Source organism: Ktedonobacter robiniae, assembly GCF_016587375.1.
In the GTDB taxonomy this organism is placed as follows: domain Bacteria; phylum Chloroflexota; class Ktedonobacteria; order Ktedonobacterales; family Ktedonobacteraceae; genus Ktedonobacter; species Ktedonobacter robiniae.
Genome location: NZ_BNJG01000002.1, coordinates 1,220,359 through 1,245,702 on the forward strand (window position 1 = coordinate 1,220,359; position 25,344 = coordinate 1,245,702).

23 protein-coding genes are annotated in these 25,344 nt (G+C 55.3%); 8 read left to right on the top strand and 15 right to left on the bottom strand.

Annotation, left to right across the window (positions count from 1 at the left end; translation table 11 throughout):
• Positions 1 to 7: 7 nt before the first annotated feature.
• Together JMJ04_RS25925 and JMJ04_RS25930 are read right to left on the bottom strand one after the other, a co-directional pair.
• Entirely contained in the window at positions 8 to 514 is a 507-nt protein-coding gene (locus JMJ04_RS25925) for a hypothetical protein (RefSeq protein ID WP_201373315.1), read from the bottom strand.
• Between the two features lie 124 nt (positions 515 to 638).
• Positions 639 to 941 (bottom strand): YciI family protein, encoded by a 303-nt coding sequence (locus tag JMJ04_RS25930; protein WP_201373316.1) that lies wholly within the window; start codon positions 939 to 941, stop codon positions 639 to 641.
• A 133-nt stretch (positions 942 to 1,074) separates the two neighbouring features.
• Here JMJ04_RS25930 and pdxR point away from each other — a divergent pair, with 133 nt between their 5' ends.
• Positions 1,075 to 2,538 carry a MocR-like pyridoxine biosynthesis transcription factor PdxR gene (pdxR, locus tag JMJ04_RS25935; RefSeq protein WP_201373317.1) on the top strand — a complete coding sequence of 488 codons (1,464 nt, stop codon included), beginning with the start codon at positions 1,075 to 1,077 and terminating at the stop codon, positions 2,536 to 2,538.
• A 97-nt stretch (positions 2,539 to 2,635) separates the two neighbouring features.
• Here pdxR and JMJ04_RS25940 read toward each other — a convergent pair whose 3' ends face one another.
• Entirely contained in the window at positions 2,636 to 3,331 is a 696-nt protein-coding gene (locus JMJ04_RS25940; protein WP_201373318.1) for a class I SAM-dependent methyltransferase, read from the bottom strand.
• A 181-nt stretch (positions 3,332 to 3,512) separates the two neighbouring features.
• Between JMJ04_RS25940 and JMJ04_RS25945 the strand changes: the two genes are divergently transcribed.
• Together JMJ04_RS25945 and JMJ04_RS25950 are read left to right on the top strand one after the other, a co-directional pair.
• Positions 3,513 to 4,112 (top strand): TetR/AcrR family transcriptional regulator, encoded by a 600-nt coding sequence (locus JMJ04_RS25945; protein WP_201373319.1) that lies wholly within the window; start codon positions 3,513 to 3,515, stop codon positions 4,110 to 4,112.
• Complete coding sequence (locus tag JMJ04_RS25950; protein WP_201373320.1) at positions 4,103 to 4,333, top strand: hypothetical protein; 231 nt, start codon at positions 4,103 to 4,105, stop codon at positions 4,331 to 4,333. Before JMJ04_RS25945 ends, JMJ04_RS25950 begins: the two co-directional genes overlap by 10 nt.
• An 81-nt stretch (positions 4,334 to 4,414) precedes the next feature.
• Here the strand turns inward: JMJ04_RS25950 and JMJ04_RS25955 are convergent, their stop codons facing one another.
• The 4 genes from JMJ04_RS25955 to JMJ04_RS25970 form a co-directional block, all read right to left on the bottom strand.
• Positions 4,415 to 5,398 (bottom strand): NAD-dependent epimerase/dehydratase family protein, encoded by a 984-nt coding sequence (locus tag JMJ04_RS25955; RefSeq protein WP_201373321.1) that lies wholly within the window; start codon positions 5,396 to 5,398, stop codon positions 4,415 to 4,417.
• 82 nt (positions 5,399 to 5,480) lie between these two features.
• Positions 5,481 to 6,110 (bottom strand): LUD domain-containing protein, encoded by a 630-nt coding sequence (locus tag JMJ04_RS25960; RefSeq protein ID WP_201373322.1) that lies wholly within the window; start codon positions 6,108 to 6,110, stop codon positions 5,481 to 5,483.
• Between the two features lie 92 nt (positions 6,111 to 6,202).
• Positions 6,203 to 7,108, bottom strand: a complete 906-nt coding sequence (locus JMJ04_RS25965; RefSeq protein WP_201373323.1) for an SDR family oxidoreductase — start codon at positions 7,106 to 7,108, stop codon at positions 6,203 to 6,205.
• 87 nt (positions 7,109 to 7,195) lie between these two features.
• Positions 7,196 to 8,764, bottom strand: a complete 1,569-nt coding sequence (locus tag JMJ04_RS25970; protein ID WP_201373324.1) for an FAD-dependent oxidoreductase — start codon at positions 8,762 to 8,764, stop codon at positions 7,196 to 7,198.
• Positions 8,765 to 9,089: 325 nt separating this feature from the next.
• On the opposite strand from JMJ04_RS25970, the gene JMJ04_RS25975 reads away from it, so the two are divergent.
• Both JMJ04_RS25975 and JMJ04_RS25980 read left to right on the top strand, forming a co-directional pair.
• Positions 9,090 to 9,971 (top strand): sigma-70 family RNA polymerase sigma factor, encoded by an 882-nt coding sequence (locus JMJ04_RS25975; RefSeq protein ID WP_201373325.1) that lies wholly within the window; start codon positions 9,090 to 9,092, stop codon positions 9,969 to 9,971.
• 406 nt (positions 9,972 to 10,377) lie between these two features.
• Entirely contained in the window at positions 10,378 to 10,776 is a 399-nt protein-coding gene (locus JMJ04_RS25980; protein ID WP_201373326.1) for a PPOX class F420-dependent oxidoreductase, read from the top strand.
• Between the two features lie 100 nt (positions 10,777 to 10,876).
• Here the strand turns inward: JMJ04_RS25980 and JMJ04_RS25985 are convergent, their stop codons facing one another.
• The 4 genes from JMJ04_RS25985 to JMJ04_RS26000 all read right to left on the bottom strand — a co-directional run bounded on the left by JMJ04_RS25985 (position 10,877) and on the right by JMJ04_RS26000 (position 15,877).
• The gene (locus tag JMJ04_RS25985; protein ID WP_201373327.1) at positions 10,877 to 11,500 is read right to left on the bottom strand and encodes a type 1 glutamine amidotransferase family protein; all 624 of its coding nucleotides are present in this window, start codon (positions 11,498 to 11,500) and stop codon (positions 10,877 to 10,879) included.
• A gap of 91 nt (positions 11,501 to 11,591) precedes the next feature.
• Entirely contained in the window at positions 11,592 to 12,356 is a 765-nt protein-coding gene (locus JMJ04_RS25990) for a phytanoyl-CoA dioxygenase family protein (RefSeq protein ID WP_201373328.1), read from the bottom strand.
• A gap of 115 nt (positions 12,357 to 12,471) precedes the next feature.
• On the bottom strand, positions 12,472 to 13,419 hold the full coding sequence (locus JMJ04_RS25995; RefSeq protein WP_201373329.1) for an alpha/beta hydrolase: 948 nt from the start codon (positions 13,417 to 13,419) through the stop codon (positions 12,472 to 12,474).
• A 157-nt stretch (positions 13,420 to 13,576) separates the two neighbouring features.
• Entirely contained in the window at positions 13,577 to 15,877 is a 2,301-nt protein-coding gene (locus JMJ04_RS26000; protein WP_201373330.1) for a hypothetical protein, read from the bottom strand.
• 950 nt (positions 15,878 to 16,827) lie between these two features.
• Between JMJ04_RS26000 and JMJ04_RS26005 the strand changes: the two genes are divergently transcribed.
• Both JMJ04_RS26005 and JMJ04_RS26010 read left to right on the top strand, forming a co-directional pair.
• Complete coding sequence (locus JMJ04_RS26005) at positions 16,828 to 17,463, top strand: class I SAM-dependent methyltransferase (protein WP_201373331.1); 636 nt, start codon at positions 16,828 to 16,830, stop codon at positions 17,461 to 17,463.
• A 113-nt stretch (positions 17,464 to 17,576) separates the two neighbouring features.
• Positions 17,577 to 18,038, top strand: a complete 462-nt coding sequence (locus tag JMJ04_RS26010) for a GNAT family N-acetyltransferase (RefSeq protein WP_201373332.1) — start codon at positions 17,577 to 17,579, stop codon at positions 18,036 to 18,038.
• A 43-nt stretch (positions 18,039 to 18,081) separates the two neighbouring features.
• Here the strand turns inward: JMJ04_RS26010 and JMJ04_RS26015 are convergent, their stop codons facing one another.
• The 3 genes from JMJ04_RS26015 to JMJ04_RS26025 all read right to left on the bottom strand — a co-directional run bounded on the left by JMJ04_RS26015 (position 18,082) and on the right by JMJ04_RS26025 (position 23,771).
• Positions 18,082 to 19,389: a phosphotransferase gene (locus tag JMJ04_RS26015; protein ID WP_201373333.1), complete on the bottom strand. Its 1,308-nt coding sequence runs from the start codon at positions 19,387 to 19,389 to the stop codon at positions 18,082 to 18,084.
• Between the two features lie 74 nt (positions 19,390 to 19,463).
• Positions 19,464 to 22,823 carry an NACHT domain-containing protein gene (locus JMJ04_RS26020; protein WP_201373334.1) on the bottom strand — a complete coding sequence of 1,120 codons (3,360 nt, stop codon included), beginning with the start codon at positions 22,821 to 22,823 and terminating at the stop codon, positions 19,464 to 19,466.
• A 324-nt stretch (positions 22,824 to 23,147) separates the two neighbouring features.
• Positions 23,148 to 23,771: an HAD family hydrolase gene (locus tag JMJ04_RS26025; protein WP_201373335.1), complete on the bottom strand. Its 624-nt coding sequence runs from the start codon at positions 23,769 to 23,771 to the stop codon at positions 23,148 to 23,150.
• 200 nt (positions 23,772 to 23,971) lie between these two features.
• On the opposite strand from JMJ04_RS26025, the gene JMJ04_RS26030 reads away from it, so the two are divergent.
• Complete coding sequence (locus JMJ04_RS26030; RefSeq protein ID WP_201373336.1) at positions 23,972 to 24,676, top strand: MBL fold metallo-hydrolase; 705 nt, start codon at positions 23,972 to 23,974, stop codon at positions 24,674 to 24,676.
• Positions 24,677 to 24,684: 8 nt separating this feature from the next.
• Here the strand turns inward: JMJ04_RS26030 and JMJ04_RS26035 are convergent, their stop codons facing one another.
• Positions 24,685 to 25,281 (bottom strand): TetR/AcrR family transcriptional regulator, encoded by a 597-nt coding sequence (locus tag JMJ04_RS26035; RefSeq protein WP_201373337.1) that lies wholly within the window; start codon positions 25,279 to 25,281, stop codon positions 24,685 to 24,687.
• Positions 25,282 to 25,344: the final 63 nt, after the last annotated feature.

Consider the following 25,344-nt stretch of genomic DNA (forward strand, 5'->3'; position numbering starts at 1 on the left):
GTTTTATCTACTTCTCCTGCCTGCTGAGATCCATTACCCAGTTTGTCTCCCAGGTGTTTCCTCCATCCACAGAAAACGCTTGCTCCCAATGGCACGACGTAGGGGTGATGTCCGACCAGAGCCACCGACACAAGACGTGCTTGCCCCCAAAGGTTTCGTGCGCATAGAATGCTCCACGCCCTTGGTGAAACCCGCCAATCATTGGGAGAGTATAGGTCCCCTGGGCTCCTTCTGCCGTTCCTCCTGCATAATAGATGCTCCACTCCCCTGACTCGGGGTCAAAGAGGCGCGTCGAAAAAGCTTCCGCCATACCCGTTGCTCGATACATGTTGACCTCGCTGACACTGCCCCACCCCGCCAGGATCTTGTGATCCACCGCTGTCCCCTCAAAATCTTCCCAGGATGTGGAACCCTTGAGCCACTCCCGTAGCCGTCGATGGTGGATATTCCACCGTCCAATGATGAAATCAAAATCAGTCCGTCCATCCTGGGATGCTCCATGTGACGCGGTCATTGTGTTTCTCCTCTATCAAACGACCATTTTCACGTTGGGTCGTGTAATTCATACACGACGGTCTCCTTTGTAAAACTGCAATGGCTCGCGACGCAACGCGAGCGCGCTCTGTTCAAACATGCCTTTATGCAGTGCTTCGCGCATCCAGAAAAAGCTGCCATTGTTTAAGCAGGCTCAGGGCAAAAATGTCATGCACTACAAACGGATCGCGCGCAAACAAGTCAACGACTGCTTGTTTGCTTTCAGCCTCAACGACGACCAGTGATCCTGTGGCATCGGCGAAGGGGCCACCGAGAACCACCATCCCGCTTTCAAAAAGCTGGTCCATGAAGTCGGCATGTTGCGCCCAATATGACTGTTCGCGCACCGTTTTGCCCTTCATCCAGGCCGACCCAGGCATCCAAAGAAGAACGAAGGTGTTGTTCATGCTCTTTTCCTTGTTTTGGTAGTAGTTGCTGCTTGCTTCCCTTTGCGTACCTCACGTACAATACTATAGCCTGAGGATGGCATTCCCAAAAGGGCCACATTTTGCAGCATGGCAGATGCCACTTGAAGGAGCAATGATGCCTGGAAAAAAATTCGCACCCGGCCTCGATCTGCCCATTACGCTTGATCGTACCGCACCAACATCGATCTATCGACAACTCTGTGAGCAATTACGGCGAGCTATTCTCGATGGGCGCGTCTCAGGAGGTGCGCGACTCCCCTCGACGCGCACCTTAGCACAGGCTCTTGGCGTCTCACGGACGGTCACGAGCTCCGCCTATGATGAGCTTTTTGCCGAAGGGTATCTGGAAGGGCGGCACGGATCGGGGACCTATGTCAGAACGGATCTTCCTCCGCTGCCACGTCAGACTCCTTCGCTGCCGAATACTCTTCCGCGCTGGCTTGAGAAAGCTCCCCCGCTGGGGTACGAAGCATCCATTCCCCCGCAGGCTATCGCGTTTCGCCTGGGGATACCTTCCCTCTCATCTCTTCCTCTCCGTGTCTGGCGCGAGACCTGGGGAACGGTCACTGCTCGTTTGCCACCGAACAGCCACAGTCCCACCGATGGGGACCCGACGCTGCGAGCAGAGCTTGCCGCCTACCTTGGGCGATCTCGCGGCCTGGCCTGTACCCCAGAGAACATTCTTATCACAGCGGGAGCCACGCATGCGCTTGACCTCATCGTGCGCGCAACGCTCTCCGTCGGTGATGACGTCGGAATGGAGGAGCCGGGCTATCCTTCTGCCCAGCAGACCGTGTTGGCCCGGGGAGGACGCCTCTTGCTGGTGCCGGTTGACGAGAATGGGATGCAAGTCGAACGGCTCCCACATGGACCTGCCGCTCCACTACTGGTCTATACCACCCCATCGCACCAGTATCCACTTGGAACCCGGCTCGCCGTTGACCGACGCCTGGCGTTGCTGGCCTGGGCACAGGCCAACGATAGCCTGATTATCGAGGATGATTACGATAGCGAGTTCCGTTTCGATGCCCTCCCGCTTCCGGCCCTGGCCAGCCTTGATGAGGTCGGGCGCGTCGCCTACATCGGAACATTCTCCAAAGTGCTGACCCCTGCCTTGCGCGTTGGCTATCTGGTAGCTCCTCCCCAGCTGTGTGAACGGATCAGGCAACTCACGTATCTGACGGATGAGCAGGTTTCCTGGCCGCTGCAACAGATGCTCGCTGACTTCATCGCTCGGGGGCATCTGGATCGACATATTCGACGCATGCGGTATCAGTATGCGCAAAAGCGACGCATCGTGGCGCAAACTCTTGCACCCATCGCCCATCTCGCGCGCTTACGTGGGCTGGAAGCTGGCCTGCATGTTTATCTTGAACTGGAATCCTCAATTTCGGCCACGCGCGTCGCGCATCTGGCTCGGCAGCGCAATGTCATCGTCACCCCTCTTGACTCCTACTATCTTGGTCCCCCTGACCGTTCTGGTCTGCTTTTGGGCTATGCAAGCCTGGAGATCCCTGAGATTCTTCAGGGCATGGCGATCCTGAGGGAAATCATTGCACACGTTGCAGGCCTTTGAAGCGCTCTACCACCTGATCTTCAGGTGCTCTCATTCCCAACATGTAAATCTTCGCGTAAGGTCCTGTCAGGGTCACGACTCCCGTGCCTGTACGCACTCAGTTTGAGCTTTTGTGGGCCAGGACAAAGCCTGCGCCTGGGAAAGCTGAGAAGCGTGAAGGCCGCATCTCCTCAGTTTCTATCTGCGAGAAACTGGACTCCGAGACGAGGACGGTCAAATCGTGCGTGCGGCTCCCCCCGGCGTGAAAGCGCGCAGGCTGGCCCTGGCGTTCCTTCTTGTGAGTGAAATCGGCCATGACCAGCCGCCCCCCAGGTTTGAGTACCCGGGCGATTTCCGCGAGCCCCTGGCGTTTGAGAGGAGCAGGCAAATGGTGCATCATCAAGGTCGAGAACACCACATCAAATGATTGATCGGGAAAGGCGAGTTGCTCGATCACCCCGATCTGGAACTCGATGGGTATGTCGCGCCGAGCCGCTTTCGCGCGAGCCCGGACAATCTGCTGATGTCCGGGGTCAACACCCACAACACGGCCTACACGGTCCACGCGGCGGGCCACTTCCATCACCAGCGTTCCCGTGCCGCAGCCCACATCCAGCACCGTCTCTCCAGGCTGAATGCGGGCCAGGTTGACGATTTTTTGCCTCAGCTCCCGCACTTTGCCCCGAAACATGAAGATGTCGGTGAGCCATTCGTGCAGATCGTAGCGCCACCCTCCGCTCCCAACCAGTCCTTTTGTCTCTTTGTCCGATGCCTCGCCCGCAGTGCGGTGGCGATGCTGTGAAAACGAATGCATAGATCTTGCTCCTTTAAGAGAAAACTTCTCTTTTGAAAAAGTGTCTGTTGACAGGCAGACACGTTTGAGACATACTGTTTCAGATGAACCTTTGTGGTCTTTTTCTAAGTGTAATTGGGCGAGAGCTAAGAGACAAGGCTCAATCAGGGGAATATGTCTCAGATGAGACAAGGAGCGTAAAATGACTCAATCGGCAAGCAATCTACGCGTGAGACGGACGCAGAAACTGTTGCGGGAGGCGTTAGTTGAGTTGATCGAGGAGCGAGGCTTCGAAGCACTCACTATCGGCGAATTGACCGAGCGGGCGATGGTGAGCCGGGCCGCATTCTATCGCAATTATCAAGATAAATATGACCTGGTGGAGCAGATCTTTGAGGAAGCCATGAGCGCCTTGCTCAATGCGGTCGGAGAGATGGGTCCAGGGCAGCATCCCCCAGAGGTCTGGGTAACATTCTTCGAGCATATCGCAAAATACGAGCGACTCTATCGAGCCCTGCTGGGCAGCAAGGGAAGCCCCTGGTTTGTAAGAAAGATGCGTATGGCTCTAGCTGACCTGGTCGAGGAGCATGGGCAGGGACATAGGCTAGCCAGGTCAGCCACAACAGACCAGCCCATCCTCTCATTCTCCGATGGGTTGGTGCCAGACCTGGTGTCCACGATGCTTGTGGAGGCTATTACCTGGTGGCTTGAACAGGGAAGACCATCCACTTCCAGAGAGATCGCCACACGCTGTACCCTGTTGGTATCTGCACTCTTCAAGGAAGTGAGCACATGGCACTGATAGGGACCAGCTTCAGCTGCCGTCAACATCATGGATATATCTCGCAAAATAAGCTCTCCAATCGCTCTTCCTGCGCCTCTGACTTCCTTGAGCGATTGCAAGGCAAAGAAGATTATCCAGCCTCTCTTGAAGAGCATTTGGACTGGCTGAGACGTGCAGGATTGCCCGCCACCTGTTTGCCTCTGCACCTCCGCCATGCGCTGATCGCAGGGAAAAAGTGAGATAAAACAGGTGGATTGGGGAGAGAGGTGAGACCCCTCGTTGTCATATGAGGGCAGGCGAAAAGCAGTTGGAAGGACGGTTTATCGCCTTTTGCCCGCGCTGCTCATACTCTCTTGCTGGTCGAGCACAAGAAGCGCCTGTTGGATGCCCTGCCGATAGGTCGGGGCAGCCACTGGTTTCCAACCAAGCTCACGCACCGCCTTCGCGTTGGAGACGCGCATGGAGGTCGCGAAGAAGTCGGTCGCCAGGGGCGCGAGTGGACGCATCATCCAGCTTGGGAGTGAAAAGGGCCTCGGCAGGTGAGCCTGCTGGCAGAGGAACGTGAAGAAGTCTGTATTGTGTACCGGTTCGTCATCGACGATGTTATACGCTTCTCCTGCCTTGCCCCGTTCGAGGGCTGCGACCGTGGCGGCTGCCGCATCTTCCAGGTAAATCCAGGAGGTGACCGCGCGGCCCCCATCAGGCAGAGGAAGGCTTCGGCGGCGCAGGGTCTCCAGAATAGGGACGAGAGAGGCTGGCCCATAAAAGTATCCATAGCGGAGCGAGATCCCCTCGATCCAGCCCTCCTGGGTCGCTTCCCAGAGCTGCCGCTCCAATGAGCGGAACCCGGCCACGTGCCGTTCTAGTTGGGAAGAACTTCCAGCAGGTGCGAACGGACTGTCTTCAGTGATGACCTTTTCGCCCCAGTCACCGTAGCCGTAGCCCAACGTCATCGACTCCGCTACGAACCTGCGTGCTCCTACCTCCCTGGCGGCAGCGAGCAGATTCGTGGTCCCAGCATCGCGCAGCGCGTTGGTGGCATACATATCCTGATGACGCAGAGGCGTCTTCTTGAGCGCGGTCAGCGCATGAATGACTGCGTCGGCTTGCACCCCCGAGACTGCTCTGAGCAGGTCGTCGCGATCCATCACATTTGCCTGGATCGGGTGAGCGCCAAGGTGAGAGAGGTGATCTCTACTCTCAGGGGAACGGGCCAACCCAAAAACTTCGTGTCCTGCTACGATGAGGGCACGGGTCAAGGGGGTGCCCAGAGCTCCACTCGCTCCAGCAATCAGCACTTTCATGATAGTCTCCCTTCTGCTGACTAACTACGAAACTCTATCAATAAACATTGACAATATTGTACATTTTGCTTTCCCAGATCTTCTAGAAGCCAAGCTGCTGCTTGACCAGGACCATCGTGATACGACCGGGCTCGTGCTCTGCATTGATGACCAGCAGTTTATTGATGGCGCTGGCCTGGCCGTAGACTTGCTGAGCACGTTCATTTTCTAAGGGAAGGCTATATTCGCGGATGCGGCGAAGTCCATCTTCCAGCGTGCGCACGAGCTTTTGTGTGCCAACCACCCAGATCACTGTGTCCGCGCCAAAGACGGCGGCACCTAACTGGCTGCCAGCGGCTGATGCAATGAGCACCTCGCCCTGTTCGGTGATCGCGTGGATGCTGCCCAGCAGTACATCGGGGGCTGCGACCAGTTTGCGCATCTCGTGGCGCTGGGTCGCGTAATCAAGCGTAGATAAACGAGCGCGCACCGATTGAAAGTGGTTTGCGTGTTCGATCTGCTCTGTCAGGCCAATCAATTCAAGGGTACGCGAGGGCCCATCATAGACCTCTGCGCCATCGGGGATCTGGTCAAGCACATACGTTCTTGCTTCTTCGCCGGTCTCAAAGACGACAACGCGTATGCCGTGCGCTTGCAGTGCCTGGACGGTCTTCTCGATCTGCTTCTCTGATGCCAGTTGCGTGAATTCGGAATGTGATAGATTGGTAGTCATTGCGATTGTTTTCCTTTCTTGTCTTTTGTAAATCTTGAAATTAACCGTGTTCTAGCCTACTTTCGAGGTTGTTTAGAGAAATGCCCATCTCCTTACATGGTCCTTATCTCTCCACGAGGTCGTACTTCATTCGCTGCTGATTGAGCATATGGCCGAATCAACTCCTCTGACACTTGCCAGAGACGTTTGCGCACTGCTACGTCATAGGAACGCTTGGAGGAAGGTGTCTGCTTGCACTTGGAGAAGTACTTCCCACTTACTCCCTCTACCTCAGGCGAGGTTGCCAGGTAGAGCGTCGTCTGCGCTCCTTTTTCTGCACTTGTTCCCACCAAATTGTTGAACGCTCCAATCAAACCCACCAAGCCTCTCAGGTTGTCATTGAAGTTGGTGGCTACCGCTCCTGGATGAAGCGCATTCACGGTGATGCCCGTCCCTTTGAGCTGTTCGGCCAGTTCGTACGTGTAATAGAGTTGTGCTAGCTTGGTATCAGCATAGGCTCTTGAGGGGCTATACCGTTGTTCGCCTTGCAAATTTGCAAAATCGATTCTCCCAAGGGTATGCCCGGCGGAACTGACACTGATGATACGTGCCGGGACACTGGCCTTGAGCGTATCCAGCAGTAGTTGGGTGAGCAGGAAGGGAGCCAGGTAATTGGTGGCAAAGGCGTACTCCAAGCCGTCAGTTGTCACTTCCCGTTCACTCTTCAATCCCCCTGCGTTATTGATCAACACGTGAAGCTGCGGGTATTTTTGCGTAAACTCACTGGCGGCGCGGCGCACCTGGGAAAGCTCAGAGAGGTCGGCGACAATCAGGTCCACCTGCGCGTTTGCACTCGCCTCTTTGATCTCTGCCTGTGTGGCTTCACCTTTGGCGCGATTGCGGCAGACCATCACCACCGTCGCACCCATCCTGGCCAGTTCTCTGGCCGTCGCCTTCCCAATCCCCGAACTGCTGCCTGTTACCAGACACACTTTTCCTTGCATGTTTATTGCTGCCATGATAGATGTCCCTCCAATCTTGGAAACTCTCTCAATAACCATTGACCGTATCATGCTTCTGAGAAGCCCCTTGCAGGGAGTCTCATTTCACACAGGATGAGACTCCTGAGGCATCAGAACTTCTTCCCCTGGTGCGAATGCTTGCAGATCCTCAAACGACAAGGAGAAGTCAGGAATGATCTCATCGAGGATCGCCTCGAAGCGTTGAGGATAGCCCTGGAGAAGCACTGCCAGCAGTTGCTGTTCTGCTGAAGCTTCTGAAGCTTCTCCCACAGCGAGTAAGGTGGCAAACGCAGGGGCATTGAACACCGCACGCGGTGAGATCAGCAGTCCATTCATCAAGAAATTTTTGAGCATGTACGTTTGCCCCAGCATTCCTTTTTGCATCAATTCCCGATCATGTACCGGAGCATATTTGAGATACAGGTCGAGATACAATTGGATCAACCTGACGCCGCGCAATGGCGAAGGACCCGTATAGGTGACGCCTGGCACGCTGAGATCAGAGACACTACTGAGCCACCAGGCCGGGGCGATGGCCTCCTGCATGCGCTGGAGCACGTGCCGTTCGAATATGGGTTGGGGATGGCTCTGTTGCTCGTGCAAACAACGCGCCAGGGTCTCCGCCTCAATCGCGGCCACGCTCATGCCTTGTCCGTAAATGGGGTCAAAATTGCAGAAGGCGTCTCCCATGACCAGCAGACCAGTGGGCCAATCCTCCATCTGCTCAAAGTGATGGCGCACACATACTGGGATGCGGTAGCCGCGCGGATCGTCCAGTGGCCGAGCGTCTTGCAACAGTGAGGGGAGGTGTGCCCCAATGACGGCGGCGAGTCGTTGCTCAAACGCCGCGGCATCGGTAGGAGGATAATGGCCTCCGATATTGCCGATGATCACGGCGCAGGTGTGGTTCTCAAGGAGCGAGAACGCGACCCCATCGCTCTGAGAGAAAGGTTTGAGCGCGTTACTCCACTCGTGATGTGCATCTGCCGGGAACTGGTAATAGCGTGTGCTATAGCCAATGGCGGAATGGACCTGCTCATCCTCAGGCAGATGGTAGCCCAGTTCCTGGAGCCAGTGGGGAAGTTTGGAGGAACGTCCACTGGCATCAATGATCAGATCCGCTGCTATGGTTGTCCGCTCGGCGATTTGTCCATGCTCACGCACGCAGATACCCGTGATGCGTTTGCGGTCAGATGACGCGACGAGGCCAATCACGTCCTGATGGGTCAGAAAACGCACGCCTGCACGCGCCTGCACGCGCTTCCGTATTTCCCACTCCAGCAGGGCCCGGCTACACGATGCATCCTTGCCCGCCAGGTTTGGAGTGCTGAGTGTGGTGCGTCCATCCTTGGCAATCAGAAGACTTTTGGTATGCTCCAGAGAGAAGGCTCCGTGCTCGAGCAAGCCATCAAGGAAACCAGGAAACAGGCGTTCCAGGATCATCTTGCCACGTGGCAACAGCCGATGGAGATGATGTGACTGAGGCGTGCCTGCACGTGGTTGGGGCTGGACGGGCAACGCGTCTCGTTCTACCACCAGCACCTGCTCATAATGCTCCGCAAGAACTCGTGCCGCCAGCAGGCCAGCGATGCCCGCACCAATCACCACTGCCTGCCGTTGTTTTTCTTGCGTTCCTGTTGTTTCATCCTGCATACTATCGGACCTCTCTTGTACTTCTATTTCTTTTTCTGCGAGCATTCTGGTCGCAGGTATGGCGACATATGTTGATGGACCTCATCCGTTGTTTGACGTTTCGGGTTGATCTTGACGGATCGCCCGGTCGACGCGAGAAGCGAAAGTGCGTCTCCCTGTCACATCGGCCAGGTTTCCTTTGTCATTACTATGACAAAACGAAACGAGGAAATGTGACCGATGAAGGGGACACACAACTGGCTGGCTGCATCTGAGCCGTTCCGACTACATCGGACAGATTTCCTTCGTTATTTCTATGACAAAACGAAACGAGGAAATGTGACCGATGATAGAGACACACAACTGGCTGGCGGAGCAATTCGAGGCAGAGCGTCCTCGCCTACGAGCGATGGCCTACCGCATGCTCGGCTCACTCGCCGAGGCGGAGGATGCCGTCCAGGAGGCCTGGCTGCATCTGAGTCGTTCCGATACGAGTACTGTCTCGAACCTGGGCGGGTGGCTGACGACGGTGGTGGCGCGAGTCTGCCTCAACATGCTCCATGCGCGTGCGTCACGGCGTGAGGAGTCTCTGGAAGCGTCCGTGTCCGCGCCCATCACAAGCCGCGAGGGCGGGATTGACCCCGAGGAAGAAGCGGAGCTTGCCGATTCCGTGGGTCTGGCGCTGCTGGTGGTACTCGACACGCTTGCTCCCGCCGAGCGCCTCGCCTTCGTCCTGCACGACATCTTCGCCGTGCCCTTCGATGAGATTGCTCCTATTGTGGAACGTTCTCCCACGGCGACAAGGCAGCTTGCCAGCCGCGCCCGCCGTCGCGTGCGCGGGTCGGCAATGGTGAAAGACGCCGATCTGGCCGCAAGCCGAGATGTCGTTGATGCCTTCCTCGCCGCCTCGCGCGAAGGTTCCTTCGACGCGCTGCTGGCAGTGCTCGACCCAGATATCGTGTTCCGAGCCGACCACGCAGCCGTGTCCCGAGGCGCGGTAAGGGAGGTCCGTGGTGCGCAGGCCGTCGCCAGGGGAGCCAGCCGTCTCCTGGGACGCATCCCCTTCGCACAGCCGGTACTCGTGGACGGAGCGGTGGGAATCGTTATGGCCCCGCGTGGATGGCTCCTGCTGCGTCTCACCATCAGGGGCGGCAAGATCGTCGCCATGGATGCGGTCGTCGATCCTGCACACCTGCACCAGTTGCGCCTGGCGGTGCTTCCTGACTAACGAGCCGTCGCCCGTCAAAACGCCGCGTCCTTGTTCGACGATCAAGCCCATGCTCGTCTTCATCAACAGAGGGAGACCAAGAGGCCCACATTCCTTTTGATGGGTTGCAAAATCGACCCTTTTCTGACACAAGCCGGAACGTCATCGAGCCTCAGCTCGATGAGGCCATCGCCCGCCAGCACAATGCGGAGAGGTATTGGCACGTTCCCGGCTACATCGCCATCTCCACCAGCAAAACCTTCTAGAGATGTGTGGGAGATGATTGTCCTCCTGACCTTTGGAACAGGCAGGAGCTACCCTAAAGGACAGTGTGCTTCCATAAGAAGAATGCTATTATTTTTCAGCAAACAAAATGTAAGTATCTATTGAGAAGAAAGTTCAAAGCTAATTGTAAGGAGTGATGAACATGAGCGTCTTTACGGAAGCAGAGTTGAAATACATGCAGTCTCAGCGTCTGGGCAGGCTGGCGACGGTGAACGCGAAAGGGGAGCCGCAGGTAGCTCCTGTATCCTTCCGCTACAATCCAGAGCTTGATACCATCGATATTGGTGGCCATAATATGGGGCAGTCGCAGAAGTTCCGCAATATCGCGCGCAATGGCCGGGCCTCCTTCGTCATTGACGATGTTCTGCCACCCTGGAAACCACGCTGCCTGGAGATTCGCGGACGCGCCGAGGCGCTCGGAGAAGGTGGGCAGGCGGTAATGCCTCAGTTTAGCTCCGAGGTCATACGTCTAAAACCATCACGCATCATCTACTTTGATTCCACCGACCCCGACAGTGGCTCCCGGCGCGACGTTGAGTAACTGACCTGACCCACACATCACTATCAGCCAGCATAGAACCAGGCCAATGGTAAACTCCTACAAGCGAAGGGCGAAAAGATGGAACGCTCTATGGCGCAAACTACACGCCTGCGTTCTCCTCAGCGGCTGCCTGTTGCCAGGCGTAGAAATATGCCTTGTCTCCAGAGGTAAAGAGACCATACCAGGCCTCAAGCACACGTGGGCTATAGGCCTGTAACTTCTGCAAAATATGGTATGCGAAGGCAAGAGAGGCGGTCGCGCTCGCCGTAATCAGGTTGCCATCGGTCACCACTGGCTGCTCTTGATAGAAAGCCTCGCCACGATAGTCCAGCGCTTGTAGGTACTCGCGAGCATTGCTCGTATGGGGTCTATCATCCAGCAGGCCTGCCAGCGCCAGGCCTGCTGTCGCACCACAGATAGCCGCTACAGGCACATCTGCCGCTAAAAACTTCCTGGCTTTATCGATCGCTTCAGGATAGCCGCTCTGCTCCCAGGCACCACTACCAGGTAAAATCAACATCGCGCTCTGCGCTGGTTCTAGCTCAGCAAGTTGGAGGTCAGGCAGGATGGCCAGGCCGCCAGCCGTCCTGACTGGCTCCCGGCTCACCCCAACAGTTCGCACGCTATAGCCTATAGCTGGATTATTCAGCATGGGCAGCACATAGCCTATCTCCCAATCGGAGAGGCCATCACACACAAACAAGTGGACAATTCTTGAGTCCATACGTACTCACCCTATCCTTTCTCATGCGCACAGAGCACTATTTGCGCTCACACGGCTACTGTAGCACATTTACAGGACAGAATCGGACCTCTTAGCCCACCCTGCTATTCACAAAATCGTGCATGCCTGCCCATTCGCGCCAGATATTGGTCATGCATTCCCATTGCCACTGTTCGTGGTTGACGTGGCGCAGGCGGAAGAAGATAGCGTAGCGGATATAGGGCGAAGTATTTATGGTGATTCCATGCCCCAATTGATAATGGCAGAGGACGGCATCGCCGGGCTGGGCGGTAATCTGCTGTAGCTCAGGCAAATTTACCTCGGGCAGACCCTTGAGGAGGGACTGTGGCGTGTGCTTGCGAAAATAGTCCTCATATAACCGATGCGTTCCGGGCCAGACCGCCAGGTTCCCCATAAAATCATGAGGAATAGCGCTCAGGAAGACACCGATAAGTGCCGTAAAATTGGCTATCGTTCCCTCTTTGACCCCATTGTTTGACGAATGCATGCCATCCAGGTGGGGACGAGGCGGGCGGGCAGGACCGGGCGCGGGAAAGCGCAGAGCAATCTGGCCACTTTTTACAGGACTGATACTCCCCTGTCCAATAACCGACTCGCTCAAGCTCCAGAGCGGCGACTCAGTGAGTAAACCGGTAATTTCTGGCGATGCCGTAATTTCTGGACAATATGTTTGCGCCCGCAAGGTAGGTAGGCGCTCGGGATCCATCCCCTCAGAACCCAACGAGGCGTTTATCGCATGCAAGGCCTTCTCAACCAGTTCCTGCGGCACAATACCAGGCAGCGCCACATACCCTTGTTCGTAAAGCGCTTGCTTCTGTGTAGGTGTCAATTCCATGACAGAAATCTCCTTCCATGGGTAAACACAGCATTTACATGTTTCTACGCGTTTTTTTATAGTATCAGTTTTTGAGAAAGATCGTCAAACGCCTGGCCAGGCCCTTTATTTAAAATTACTTCATGTAGCGTTTTAAAAAGGCTCGCGTTTTGGCGGCATACATTTGAGGGTCAGTCGAATAGGCCATGCCATGGGTCGCCTCAGGAATGATCAGGAGTTCTTTATCGACGGGGCAGGCCTCGTAGAGAGGGTAGACCATCGAAGTGGGGACGAAGGTGTCGTCCGCGCCGTGGATAAAGAGGGTCGGGAGCCGGGTCTTGCGCACCTGCTTGAGGGCCGAGGCCTCGCCAAAGAAGTAGCCAGCGTGCAGCTTGCAGGCCAGGCTCGTCAGGTAGACCAGGGGGAAGGGTGGTAGCTTAAACATGCGCCCCAGTTGATAAGAGAGAATGTCCTTCACTGAGGTATAGGCGCAATCGGCAATCACGCACTTTACCTGCTCCGGCAAGCGCTCTCCGCCCGTCATCAGGACCGTCGCGCCCCCCATCGAGATGCCATGCAGGACGATTTCGCTCTCTGGGCCAACGCGCTGGATAATAGAGTGGATCCACTTGATGTAGTCCAGGCGGTCGGGCCATCCAAAGCCAATATAGCCACCTTCGCTGGCGCCATGTCCACGATCATCGGGCATAAGCACATTATAGCCAAACTCTTCATGATAGAGCTGAGCCAGCAAGGCCATATCTTTCTTGGCGTGACCGGCATAGCCATGTGCCAGGATGGCAGTCTGCGCCGTCTCCCACGGCGCGGGCAGGTAATAGCCGCGCAATTTCAGCCCATCCAAAGACATCATGTCGATGTCCTCAAAGGGCTGCCGCTCGATCCAGGGCGTCTCCTCGACCGGAACATCCCCCTCCTGGTAATTAGGCAGGTCGGGGCTCGTCGCCAGCATCTCCTTGCTTGCTTGCCGTACAAGCCCCAGGCGATAGAAGTACAGCGTTGTGGTCAGCAACACCAGCAGAACAATACCGAGAATTGCGAGTATAATCACAAAAATTGTCGACACGCGTTACAAATCCTTGTTGCTTAAGATTTTTTCTTGTTTCGGTGGTATGGTGGTCCTGGCAGGTTGCGCCTGCCAGGACCACCATACCACCGAAACAGCACGCGCATATCTTATCATCACACCTCTACTATAACAAGCGAGCAGAAGCCTCTTGCGTTTACCGCCAGCCCCAGTTCTTGACCTCTTCAACGGGAAGGCTCAACACCTCTAAGACGCGCTCGTAGAGCTCATCGGACCATGCCAGGGAGGGTGCACAGCGACAGCAGTAATAGTCGTTCCCGCCATCGCCTCGCGGTTCGATATACGCAAAGCGGCAGCTGCAGGCTGGGCAGGTATTTTTCAACTCAAGCTGCTCCTGCACTCCCAGGCGCTCCAGCAAGCGTCTGACCTTTTGACGCGCCGGATAGGGAAAAGGGTCCACCTCTGGCTGCCTCGCTACAGGGATCGCCTCCCCCTGCTCTACAGAGAACCCAGGCTGCCCTTCTCCTGGTAAGCTATCGCTGCTTGCCTCATGACTATAAGAATATCTCTGGGATTCGCAATTAGTATTAGTCGGTGTATCAGTTGGTTGCTGAACCACACATTGTGCCTCACTAGCTGACCAGGCCTCGACTGGCTTACCTGGCTGCATGGGTATATGGTGCTCTTCGTATGATAGCATAGTGACTTCATGCCATACGCTTGGCTGCTCATCAGGTGTTCGCGCGTTGATTTCAGCTGGCTCGGCTGGCTGCATAGAATCCTCCTCACAAGACTCCAACATTGGTGTGATAGCCTCTTTATCCATTTCTTCATTCCTCGCCTGATTGGCAGGTTCTGGCAGAGGTTCACCGCGTGAGAGTGCCTTGCAGGCATCGACGACGGCGTTTTTCAGGGCTGTAATAAACCAGGGCATGCGCTTGATATGCCCCTGGTCGGTACGGCTACGCATACCAGCCAGGCCATAGGCAGCGTCCAGGTAATACTCTATGGTCCGATAAAACCAGTCTTCGACGATGCTGGCATGGTTCTCCAGGCGGGCCTCGGCGGCGAAGTGCAGGAGGCGCTGCATGTGGTTCACCAGGTTGCTCTGCGTCGAGTACGGATTGGCATCGCGCAGCTTCTCCGAGGCCCTGTAGCCCAGCAACATCAGGCGGTGCGTCAAGGGCTGGCGAGGCTGCATACGCTGCTGCTCCTTGATGCTAGGCAGGCGCTGCGGGCGATACTGTTTCGCCACGTCTTTCTTGCCTGTTGGCCTGGTTTTCCCGCCTCCAGCCTTGCGCCGGGCTAGCTCCTCGTGTGTGAGCGGTCCCTGCGCCAGGGGCTGATAGCGCTCCTGCCAGTCACCGCCTCCCCCAGTCAGCACAGCGACCTGGGCAACTAGCGCCTGTTTCGCCTGCCCGCTCGCCTCTGTCACTGGCTCTTCAGCCTGTACGCTTGCTTCGCACTCGCTCGCCTGCTCCAGGCCAATTTCTCCAAAAGCAGGCGGGCTGAGCAGCATCTCAGCCCGAGAATGTTGCCCACACAGGTGACTCTGAGTAAGGGTCATGTGCCCACAATGCTCGCAGCTATACTTCTGGCGAAGATCCTTTTCTTCTCGAAGAAAAATCTCTAACCATTTTTGCAAAAAATCCGACTTCGAATTCGGACTCTCAGTATTAACTTTAGTATCTATACTATACGGGGAATATCCTTGGAGATATTTATTCCAAAGTGTGCTTATCCTGCCTTTATCACACTCTAGCATATCTTCCACATTATGGAGCGCCATAAAGCGCATATGAAGCTCAGATTTGATTGCATCCGCTTGATCATAGCAATAACAGCACTGAGTATTGGAGCAACGGATAGCGGGTAGATGTTCTTGTTCCTCCCCCTGGTGGCGTTTCTTGGGTCCCGGCTTCTTTTTGAAGAGGCGCCGATAGTTTGCGAAATCGCGCACCTGAAAGAGAATTTCCTCGTGGTTGAGAATAAACTCAGCATGATCCCAGGTGGGTGGCACATATTCCGGGGACTTCTCCCAATGCATATAGCGAAAGGCCAGGTCATGGAGTGGGTCAAATTTTTTGCACGTTACCTTACGAGCTTGAAAGCTCCCATCGCTTTGCCTGAGGAGGATGCGCTCTTTTTGCAGTACCAGCAACCCCAGGTCTTGCAACGCCCTCAAGCCATTACGTATCGTACGTTCACAGCGGTTCATATACTCTGCCAGAGCATCGACCCCGATATAGGCCTCTTGAGATTGCTTTTGAAACTCGATGATCGCTTCCCAGAGGGAACAGAGCGCTCCCGGTAGGATATATTTCATCAGGCGTTTCAGGAGGCGTTTGCCCTTAAAACCCTCAAACTCGCGATAGCCATATTGGAAGTTAGTACTTTCAGGAGATTCACTTTTAAAGACTTTTTTTGAGGTTATTGATGCTACTGCTGGCGTATCCTCGCCCTGGTGGCTTCCCTGCACCGGCTTTTGGTGCGGCATAGAGACCTTTCCAGACTGTGGTACTACGCTACAAGAGGCACTTATATTGATATTTAATTCGTTGACAAGCACAAAGAATGGCTGTATTATACCCATATGCTTATGGGACGGAATCACCTGAGAAAGCTGCTGACGGCTAATCGGCACTTCTCACACAAAAGGTGGTTCCGTTTTCCTTTCTATAAAATTACGGTATGCACCTGCGTAACAGTGAGAAGTGTGGACAAGCGCCATGGGCATATCTGCGTGTTTGACTCGTGGTCATAGTGTTGTTGTCCCTTCCACCTATCAACCGCCGCGTACACATGCAAAGAAGATGAAGCTACCCTCTCGCATATCTTGTATATTGGTGCATTTGTTCTTACTTCCAATCATACCACATAAACCCATCTATTGTACAGCCTTTATCCAAATATTCTAAGCACGAATTTGTGGTAATACCTCACAGCCAAAATAGTGCTTGCAGATACATAAAGAATACCGCCATTATTTGCTAGGCCATATCAGCCATAGGCCCCAATTTATGGTTTTGCTGGGAAATTTTGTCAAATTGTCCGAACACGTTTTCAAGAGGCGCCCCAATTGTTGGTTTGGACGCGATAAATCGCGTCCAAACGCCATTTATGGCCTGTCGGCGCAGCCGTGTTTTATTGCGATGTGGCAAGCGCATGATGACGTGAAATGTCTTTTTCAGCATCTTTCAGGCTGCGCCCACAGGCGATTAATCGCCTTCGGACGCGGTAAACCGGGTCCCTACCGGTCTTGAAAGCCTCTGGATACCTTTCCGCGCATGGTAACTTGTCCGTACAGAATTTTCCAGCAAAGTCATAAATGGGGCGACTATGGGATGCAAAAATGTGAATCGCGCCCTTTCCACACAAAGATCTGGCTTCCAGAGCGCTATGATGATATAATACGCCAAATAGAACATATTTTCATAGAGGGACCTGATGAAGGTAAAGCAACGCCTCGCGGGTAAGTGGCATGAGCAGCACCAGCGGCCAAGGGGCCAACTTGGGCGCGTGGTTGGCGAGAGGATGATACAACAGCACCAGCCAGAAACTGACTGGACGCTTGAATTGCTGGACATTCAGCCAACGGATACAGTTTTAGAGGTAGGCTTTGGTGCGGGCCGGGGCATTATGCTAGCTGCAGCGAAGGCCTCGGCAGGGCGCGTCATGGGTATTGACCTCTCCGAAACTATGGTGCAGGTAGCGACAAAGCGGAACGCACAGGCCATCCAGGCCGGACGCGTCGTCTTAAAGCAGGGAGACCTCGCAACCCTCCCCTTCGAGGATCAGCAATTCGACAAGGTCATGACCATCCACACCTTTTATTTCTGGCCCGAACCTTCACAGATAGTCCAGGAACTAAGGCGTGTTCTCAGACCCGGTGGCAAAATGATTGTCACGCTGGCGACGGGCATGCTCAACGCCCAGGGAGTGGAAGAACTATGGCCCCTCCAGGCCACCCTTGAGGAACAAGTCGTGCCAGACATGCTGCGCAACGGCTTCAAAGTGGCGCGCCTGGAGCGTGGCCCCTTCTCCCGCCAATACAACAACGTGGCCTTGATTGGCGAGAGATGATAATTGGCTTGACAGTGGTTTGTTCCAGCGCATATGATCCTTAACAGTAACAAGCAACCGATAGCGCCGCTGGCCTGTGGCGCTATCTGCGAGTAATTGTGAGGATACATTCCATGTTCACCTTGCGCCGTTATGAGCCTGCTGATCGAGAGGCAGTTGAACACTTACATGTGCATGCCATTCAGCAGACCGGGGCCTACCTGGGGCGTGGTCCCTGGGATGATGATGTCTATGCCATCGAGGAGGTGTATCTCCAGAATCAAGGAGAGTTTCTGATTGGTGAATGCGATGGTCAGTTCGTGGCGATGGGCGCCTTCAAGCGCACAAGTCCGGAGCGCGCCGAGATCAAACGCATGCGTGTCCATCCCGATCACCAGGGGCACGGCTACGGCCAGCTCATCCTGACCGAACTCGAAGCCCGTGCCCACGCCCTCGGCTATCGAACCCTGCACCTCGACACCTCCATCCTCCAGCTTCCCGCCCAGAGGCTCTACGAGAAGAACGGCTTCCGCGAAGTTGGCCGCGATAACTACCAGGGCCTGGAAGTTATCCTATACGAGAAGCAAATAAGCTAGAGGCTCCTCGCAAGTAGCCGCGTACGCCAGTAGCGGGCGCCCGCTACTGGCGTACGCGGCTACTGAAGGCGGGATAGTAAGGCGGGTTGGCGGCCTCGGGCCAGCGTTGGGTGAGCTGTTTGGCGCAAGCGTGCAGGGTATCGCCCACAGCGTGGAGGTAGCCAAAGGATGCGCAGGCCTGGACAGCTGAGTTGAGATAAAGCAGGAAGCGCTGGCGGTCGGTGAGCGCAATCAGCAGGCGATCCTGCTCCAACATCTTTTCCAGGGTGCGCATCATGGCGTGGAAGCTCAAAGCCCAGGTGATGCAGGCTCCAACCAACCCACGGTAGAAGAGCGCGTCATCCGCTGCCTCGGGACAGCCCTTTACCAGCTCGGCCCGGTAGACAGTCTCCATACGCTCTATCAGCGGCTCCGGCATGCGATAGACGCACCAGCACGTTGGGAAGGGCATGCGACAATAAGAGGCTTCTAGGAGCGCGTGCGTATAGCGAGCGCCCTCAAAGTCCAGCAAGCGCCAGTGCGTGCCATCGAAGAGGAAGTTATCCGGCGCGGCATCTGACTGCACAAAGACATTGAAGGGACCAGGAGCAAGCAGGCTAGCGCGCAGGTCTTGTAGTTCCTCATCCGCACCCAGCTTGACCGGCACATCCAGCAAGCCAGTGATCTCATACAGCGCCGCCGAAAGCCATTCGTAGTTATAGTAGCTATCACTGCTCGCGACTGGCCCCAGGCGCTTGCGTATCCGCAAATACTCTGCCTCGCGCCCGGCGGTCAAAGCATGCAGGCGACCATGCAGCCTGGCGTAGGCCATCAGCCCGTCCTCGGCGGCCTCTGAATTGCTTCCCAGTGCAAAAACACTTGACGTATTTGGCTTTTCCTTGTTATACTCTTCTTGCAGATCCAGGCAGGATGTGGGACGCGATTGCTGAGCTAACGGACTATTTCTTCGATCCGTCTGAGGATCCTGCAATAGCAGCAGATGATCCAGGCGCGTCCCTGCCTTGAGATCCTCCATGACATACAGCCCCACCTGCGCATCTCCGCCATAAAAGGCAGGAGCAAACGGCTCTGGTGCTTCCACCTGGCTTAGAAATTGTAAGCTAGCCCAATCATTAAACAGACGCCAAGCCGCGCCATTACTCGCCTCGCGAGCGAATGTCTCGCTATTGGTATGCTTCACTATCACGCTCTCAGGCGCCGATCCTGGCCCCTCCTGCACCGGGAAGCGCAACACGCGCGAGCGCGCATTCCCCTGCAATTCCTCCCCCTCACCCAACTTTACCCGCCCACCAAATCGCTCTGAGAGAGTGCTCTCGGTTCTCTTCCCAGCCGTCAGCAAGAGATCGCTCATGATACCTTCTTTCTATTCAAAAGACATAGTACGCTGCCCATGCATGAGGACTGAGGATGTGCGCCAGGGTGCTACTATCTCAATCTTTTAATGCGTACCTGCTTCAACACCCCTTGCGGAAAAACACTCCTACTATTCAGCAAGCCAATAGTAATAGACTCCAGCTTTTCAAGCCGCTCCAGCACTGTAAAATCGTTTACCTTGGGTAGATTGTACAAATCTAGGGATGTGAGTCCGGGCAACCTCTCCAACCCAGAAAGATCTGCCAGTTCAGGAAAATCAGATAATGAGAGTGAAGTCAGAAATGGCAACTTCTCCAACATTGTCAGACCTCTTATCTCTCCCAGACCTGACAATTCCAGAGAGGTCAGTCCCGGTAACCTCTCTAGCACTGTTAAGTCCTCTATCTCGTCCAGATATGACAACTCCAGAGAGGTCAGTCCCGGTAACCTCTCTAGCACTGTTAAGTCCTCTATCTCGTCCAGATATGACAACTTCAAGGATGTCAATCCCGAAAACTTCTCCAACACGCTCAGGTCCCTTACCTCGCGCAGGGCTGACAACTCCAAAGAGATCAGTCCTGGCAACCTCTCCAGCACGGTTAGGTCCCTTACCTGGGGCAGACCTGACAACTCCAGAGAGGTCAGTTCTGGTAATCTCTCCAACACGGTTATATCTCTTACCTCGCGCAGGACTGACAACTTCAGAGAGGTCAGTCCTGGTAGACTCTCCAACACGCTCAGGTCCCTTACCTCACGCAGATCAAACAACTCCAGGGAGGTCAATCCTGGCAATCTCTCTAACACCGTTAAGTCCCTTAACCCAGGCAAGGATGACAACTTCAGGGAGGTCAGTCCCGGTAATCTCTCCAGCGCGGTCAGGTCCCTTACCTCGTCCAGGTCAAACAGCTCCAGGGAGGTCAATCCCGGCAATCTCTCCAGTACGGTTAAGTCCCATAACAACTCCAAAGAGGTAAGATGAGGAAGCCGGGGCAAAAGTTCAAATGTTTCTGATGAGGCGACAATACTCTTGACATGAGCAAGGAAGCGTTGGGCGTAGGCAGGCTTATCGATAGCGTCTTTAAGTCCCAGAACCAGCGCTTCTATCACCCTATTAGTATCGTCTGTAGTGTAGGCCATGAGCGCCTCATATGCCGCTTCAGTCCCTATCTGGAGAAGGGCGCGAACGCAGGCTGCGACTATATATGAGCTATACTCAAAGCGGGGGGCCAGGTGAGGGATGGCAAGCGCTCCGGCAGCGCTCATGGCCTCAACCTCTTCGACGCTCTGGAAGGGGACGAGGTTGGCGAGGCCCCGCGAGATCCGCGCCTGGATCTCTGGCTTCATCTCTTCGTGTGCAACCTGGGTGCAGGCTGCGGCCAGGAGATAGAGCTTCTCGCGGACGCGCTTTCTGGTTTCAGCTCGCTTCAGGAGACGCTCAACAAGGTTTTCGCGGACGGTGCGCGGGGCAAGACCGACGGTGAGCAGGACGACCTCGCGCCACTGGTCGTCGTGGGCATGCTCTACGAGCAAGGGAATGTCGTTCTCATCGACCACGGCTTTGGCAGCGAGATACTCCTGGAAGGTACGGTGCGTAAAGTCGAGCGCGTCCTTGACTGGCTCGCGCAGGATGCCTGAGCGCTCAATAAAGAGCTGACGCGCATCCGCTCCTTGCAGATTGCCCGACACGCCTAGCATATGGCCAAGGCGGCGCGTCAGTCTCTCGTCAACAGTCTCTATGGAGACCTCGGTCTGCCCGTTGCGCACGAGCCAGTAGGCCAGGTCGGAGAGCAGCAGGCTCTTTTGCTCGTAGGAGAGCACAGCGGCGGGGTAGTCCACCAGCGAGATACGCCTGACCCGGTCGCGTCGCTCGATGAGCAGCTCACAGCAAGCCTCGTAGAGAGTGACCCGGTTGGAGGGGAGCTGCTGACGCCACTCGCGGTTGAGCGCGCAGAGCATGGCGCAGAGTATGGGACTGGTGGCTAGCTGCTGGAGGGCGCGGTTGCCACGGATCTCGGCGACGAGGCGCGTCGCGGATACACGCAGGCCTTGCTTCTCCTGCGCATCCTGGAGATTGGCCGCAATGGCATCGTGCCAGTGGGTAATAAAGTCCTCGATGGCCGCCGGGCTCCTAGGAAGCACCTGCGCTTCCGTGAGGCGCTCCTGAGCAGGAAGATCATTCTTGCTCGCTGCGTAGGGACGCGAGGTGGCGATAAAGCGAGACGCGGGATAGCTTTCAAGCAGATCCGCCAGCCAGGTGTAGACGCTCTCGCGCATGACCCCCGGCACCTCGTCGATACCATCGATCAATACAATGGCGCGCCCATCCTGCAATTGCCTGTGGACCCATCCCTGGGGCATCGCGCCCGCGATGGCCGGCGCGACCAGGCCTGGAAAGTCTTCAGGCGCAGGCCAGCGCGGCACACCCCCACCTTCAAGATGCACATGCCGGCGCAAGCGAATAAAAAAGGGTACCAGCCCATTCCAGGAGGCCAGCTCTGGCGGGAAGCACAGCGAGGCGGCCTGTACAGCAATCCAGCGCATCAAGGTAGTTTTCCCCGATCCGGCATCCCCACGCAGCAAGAGATAGGAAGACTCCGCCAGCAGCTTAGGAGCCTCCACCACCGTACGCACCAGATGCGACTTTCCCGCCAGGCCGGAATCGAGGCGACGAAACTTCTCATGTTCCTGTGAAGGCCTGAGTACCTCGTACTCAAGCGAGGGCGCGACATAGGATAGACTCAAGGAGTATTTGCGGGCCGTGACCGACATCCCGGAACCAAAGAGTTCTAGCTCATCCAGCTTGCGGATCACCGTCCGGCAATAGTCCAGCTCAAAGCGCTTCGCCTCTACCTGGGGATTGAGCTGCTGGCGCAGACGCGTGACCTCGTCCACAATACGCTCGGCGGTCTTCACGAGCTGGCGCTCGCGGAGAAGTACCTCGGAGAGCGTGCGCTCGGTAAATTGGGGAAGCTGCGAGGCGATATCCACAATATACTGACAGGATTCATTGACGATCCGCTCATAGAGATACCCCTCGCTCTGCGAGAAATGATAGGAACTTGCGGGATACTCTTTCAGTAACTCGCGCGCGATCTCGACCGGCTCCAGGTTATGCCGCGCCAGGAGGGCGCTATTAGCCGTGTTCAGTGTATCGGCTACGGCGTTGGCGATGGCTGCGCGTGAGCTCTCATCCAGGGCGGCTCCCTCTATCTCGAAGATAGGGGCCAGGCTCTCACCCACCTTCTCCCCAATGGTCTCGAACTGCTGACGTGCACGCTGTTGTGCCAGGCGATCACTGATACGCGCCTTCAGCACGTCCGCCAGGCTCGACGCGGCATCTGAGACCAGGGCATTGCTACTGAGCCAGCGCGTGAGCAATCCCTTGGCTATCGCGCCTCCAACATCAAGCATCAATATCTCTAAAAGCGGCATAGCGCGGCAACCTCTCTGTACAGAGTGTGGGGAGAGCGGAAGACGACGCTGCTAAAGCACGCGTCTACATATGGAGATACCAGGCTATCGCGCCTTTATATATAGACGCGTGCTTTAGCAGCGTCGGCAACAGCGTCGATCAGTTTCTACATCCCATAATTTCACACTCTTGAAATGAAATAGAAGCACTTCGATTTTATAAAAATTTCAGGCTCCTGTCAAACAGAGAGTGGCGCGCTGCTGAAGCACGCGCCTACATATCATGGCGCGATACGCTCCGTACCTCTATATGTAGACGCGTACTTTAGTAGCGTCGTGCCAGGTTCACATATTTGCCTGCAAGCAGGCCTGTACATCGGCGATGGCCTGCTCGGTCTCGCCACAGTGGATGGCATGGATGCCCAGCGCCTGCGCCGCTGCAATATTCTTCTGGTTATCATCCAGAAACAGCATCTCCTCGGGTCGCACGCCTAGACGCCTACATGTCAATTCATAGATGCGTGGGTCAGGCTTGGCAATGCCCTCCTCGTGAGTATAGATGATCAGATCGCACATCTCCGCAAAATGGTAGCGCTGCTGCTCTTCGCGCCGAGCACCTACAAAGCTATTGCTCAGGATGGCCGTCTGATAGCGTGGGCGCAAACTGCGAAAGAAGTCAGCCATGGGCACATTCAACCGGCCACAATACCAGTCCCACATCTCACGCATATACTCCTCTATCTGCTCCTGATTCATGCTCAGGCGTTTACCCATCTCCTGATGCACATGCTCCTCAGTACACTCACCCAGAGAGCCAGCCAACCATATCGGTTCCATGCGTTGATTCAACTCTCCAGGTTGCAGGCCCAGACGTTGCTCCCATCGAGCATCGAGGCCAATATCCACCAGTTCAATCACATCCAGTTCCAACACACCCCCAATATCAAAAACCACGGTACTAATAGCCATGTGTCCATTCCTTTTTTAGTAGAATTCTCTGTCCATTATTACATCCGTTACAGATATATCTGCCATGGACATAATAACCTCCACAAATCCATATGTCAAGGTGGATGTAAAGCTTTGGAGAGGAAACTAGCTGTACCAATTTTTGTGATGATGATACAATCAGAGGCATCCACATGGGAATAGAAAGCAGGGAAATGGTGATGTCTGAAAGCTTACAACAACTGGCCGAGAATATCTGGATCTTTCCTCGGGATCGAGATGCCAACAAGGTGCGGCCAAATGTTGGTATTATCTGCACCGCGACGCAGACGGTATTAATAGATAGCGGCAATAGTCCCTCGCACGCGCGGCGCATCCAAGCCGCGCTGGAGAGCATCCAGGCGCCCCCGGTCAGCCGTATCATCTACACACATCATCATTGGGATCACACCTTTGGCGCCTGCGTCTTTGGCGCGTCGGTTATCGCACATGATCTCTGCCAGGAACTGCTCACACATTCAGCGGCGCAATTGAGCAAGCAGCAAGAGTCGGCACAGCATAACCCGCTCGCCCAGGCCATTGAGCGAGAGAGCACATTCCGCTATATCCTCCCCAGCACCACCTTTGCGCGGACTATGACTTTGCCGCTGGATGGACTGACCTTAGAGCTGGAACATGTTGGGGGCGTGCACGCCGCTGACTCAATCGTCGTACGCATCAAAGAGCGTGGCGTGATGTTTCTGGGCGATTGCTATTATCCCCCGCCCGCTTATCAGCAGAGCGACAAGCGGAAGACCAACTGGTCCATGCTCGCATCCTTCATCAAGGAACCAGGCTTTGAGATCTTTGTTGATGGTCACAGCAATCCCCTCAAGGGAGCCGAGTTCCTCAAACGGCTAAGCATATCGCTCATGGCGCGCATCTAGAACATCGGTCACATAACAGTGATGAGGGGGGACAAGCCAGCAATTACGACTGTCAAGACGTGATGGACCATCTCCTCTGCCAGGATGATGCGTTCTCCCCGGCTCCATTGAGCGGCTGGACCAAAGATCGCCCAACTGATGACCAATGCTGTCGTTTCTACGGTTTCCCTTTGGTTAGGATCTCTTGAGACAACAGGCGTGAGCCAGGCCAGGAGAACCTGATAGAGTTCTTGTTGCAAAGCAATCTCGAAAAGCGGCTCAAACTGTCTATCGGCAGGCTTGAGCTGATCACGAAAGCGAGCAAGAAAATGAAACACGGCCAAAATAAGCAAGCGGAGCGTGTCGATCCGCAAAGTGGATGAAGCAGGGAGCTCACTCAAAAGCGCCCGGTGAAACTTCTCGCGCATCCAGCTCTCCAAAAGGGCATATTTGTCTTCAAAATGGGCATAAAACGTGGCCCGATTCACCGTGGCCAACTTCGTAATCTCTTGCACAGAGATGGAGTGAATGTTGTGCCTTTCTTCCAGTAACACCATGAATGCTTGCAGCAGCAACTGACGGGTGCGCTGCACTCGTGGGTCGTTTGTGTTCACCGCTCCAGACATCTTTTCTCCTCGCGATCTGCGCGCTCTTATTCACACGTCGTAGAAACCAACACTTTCCCTTTG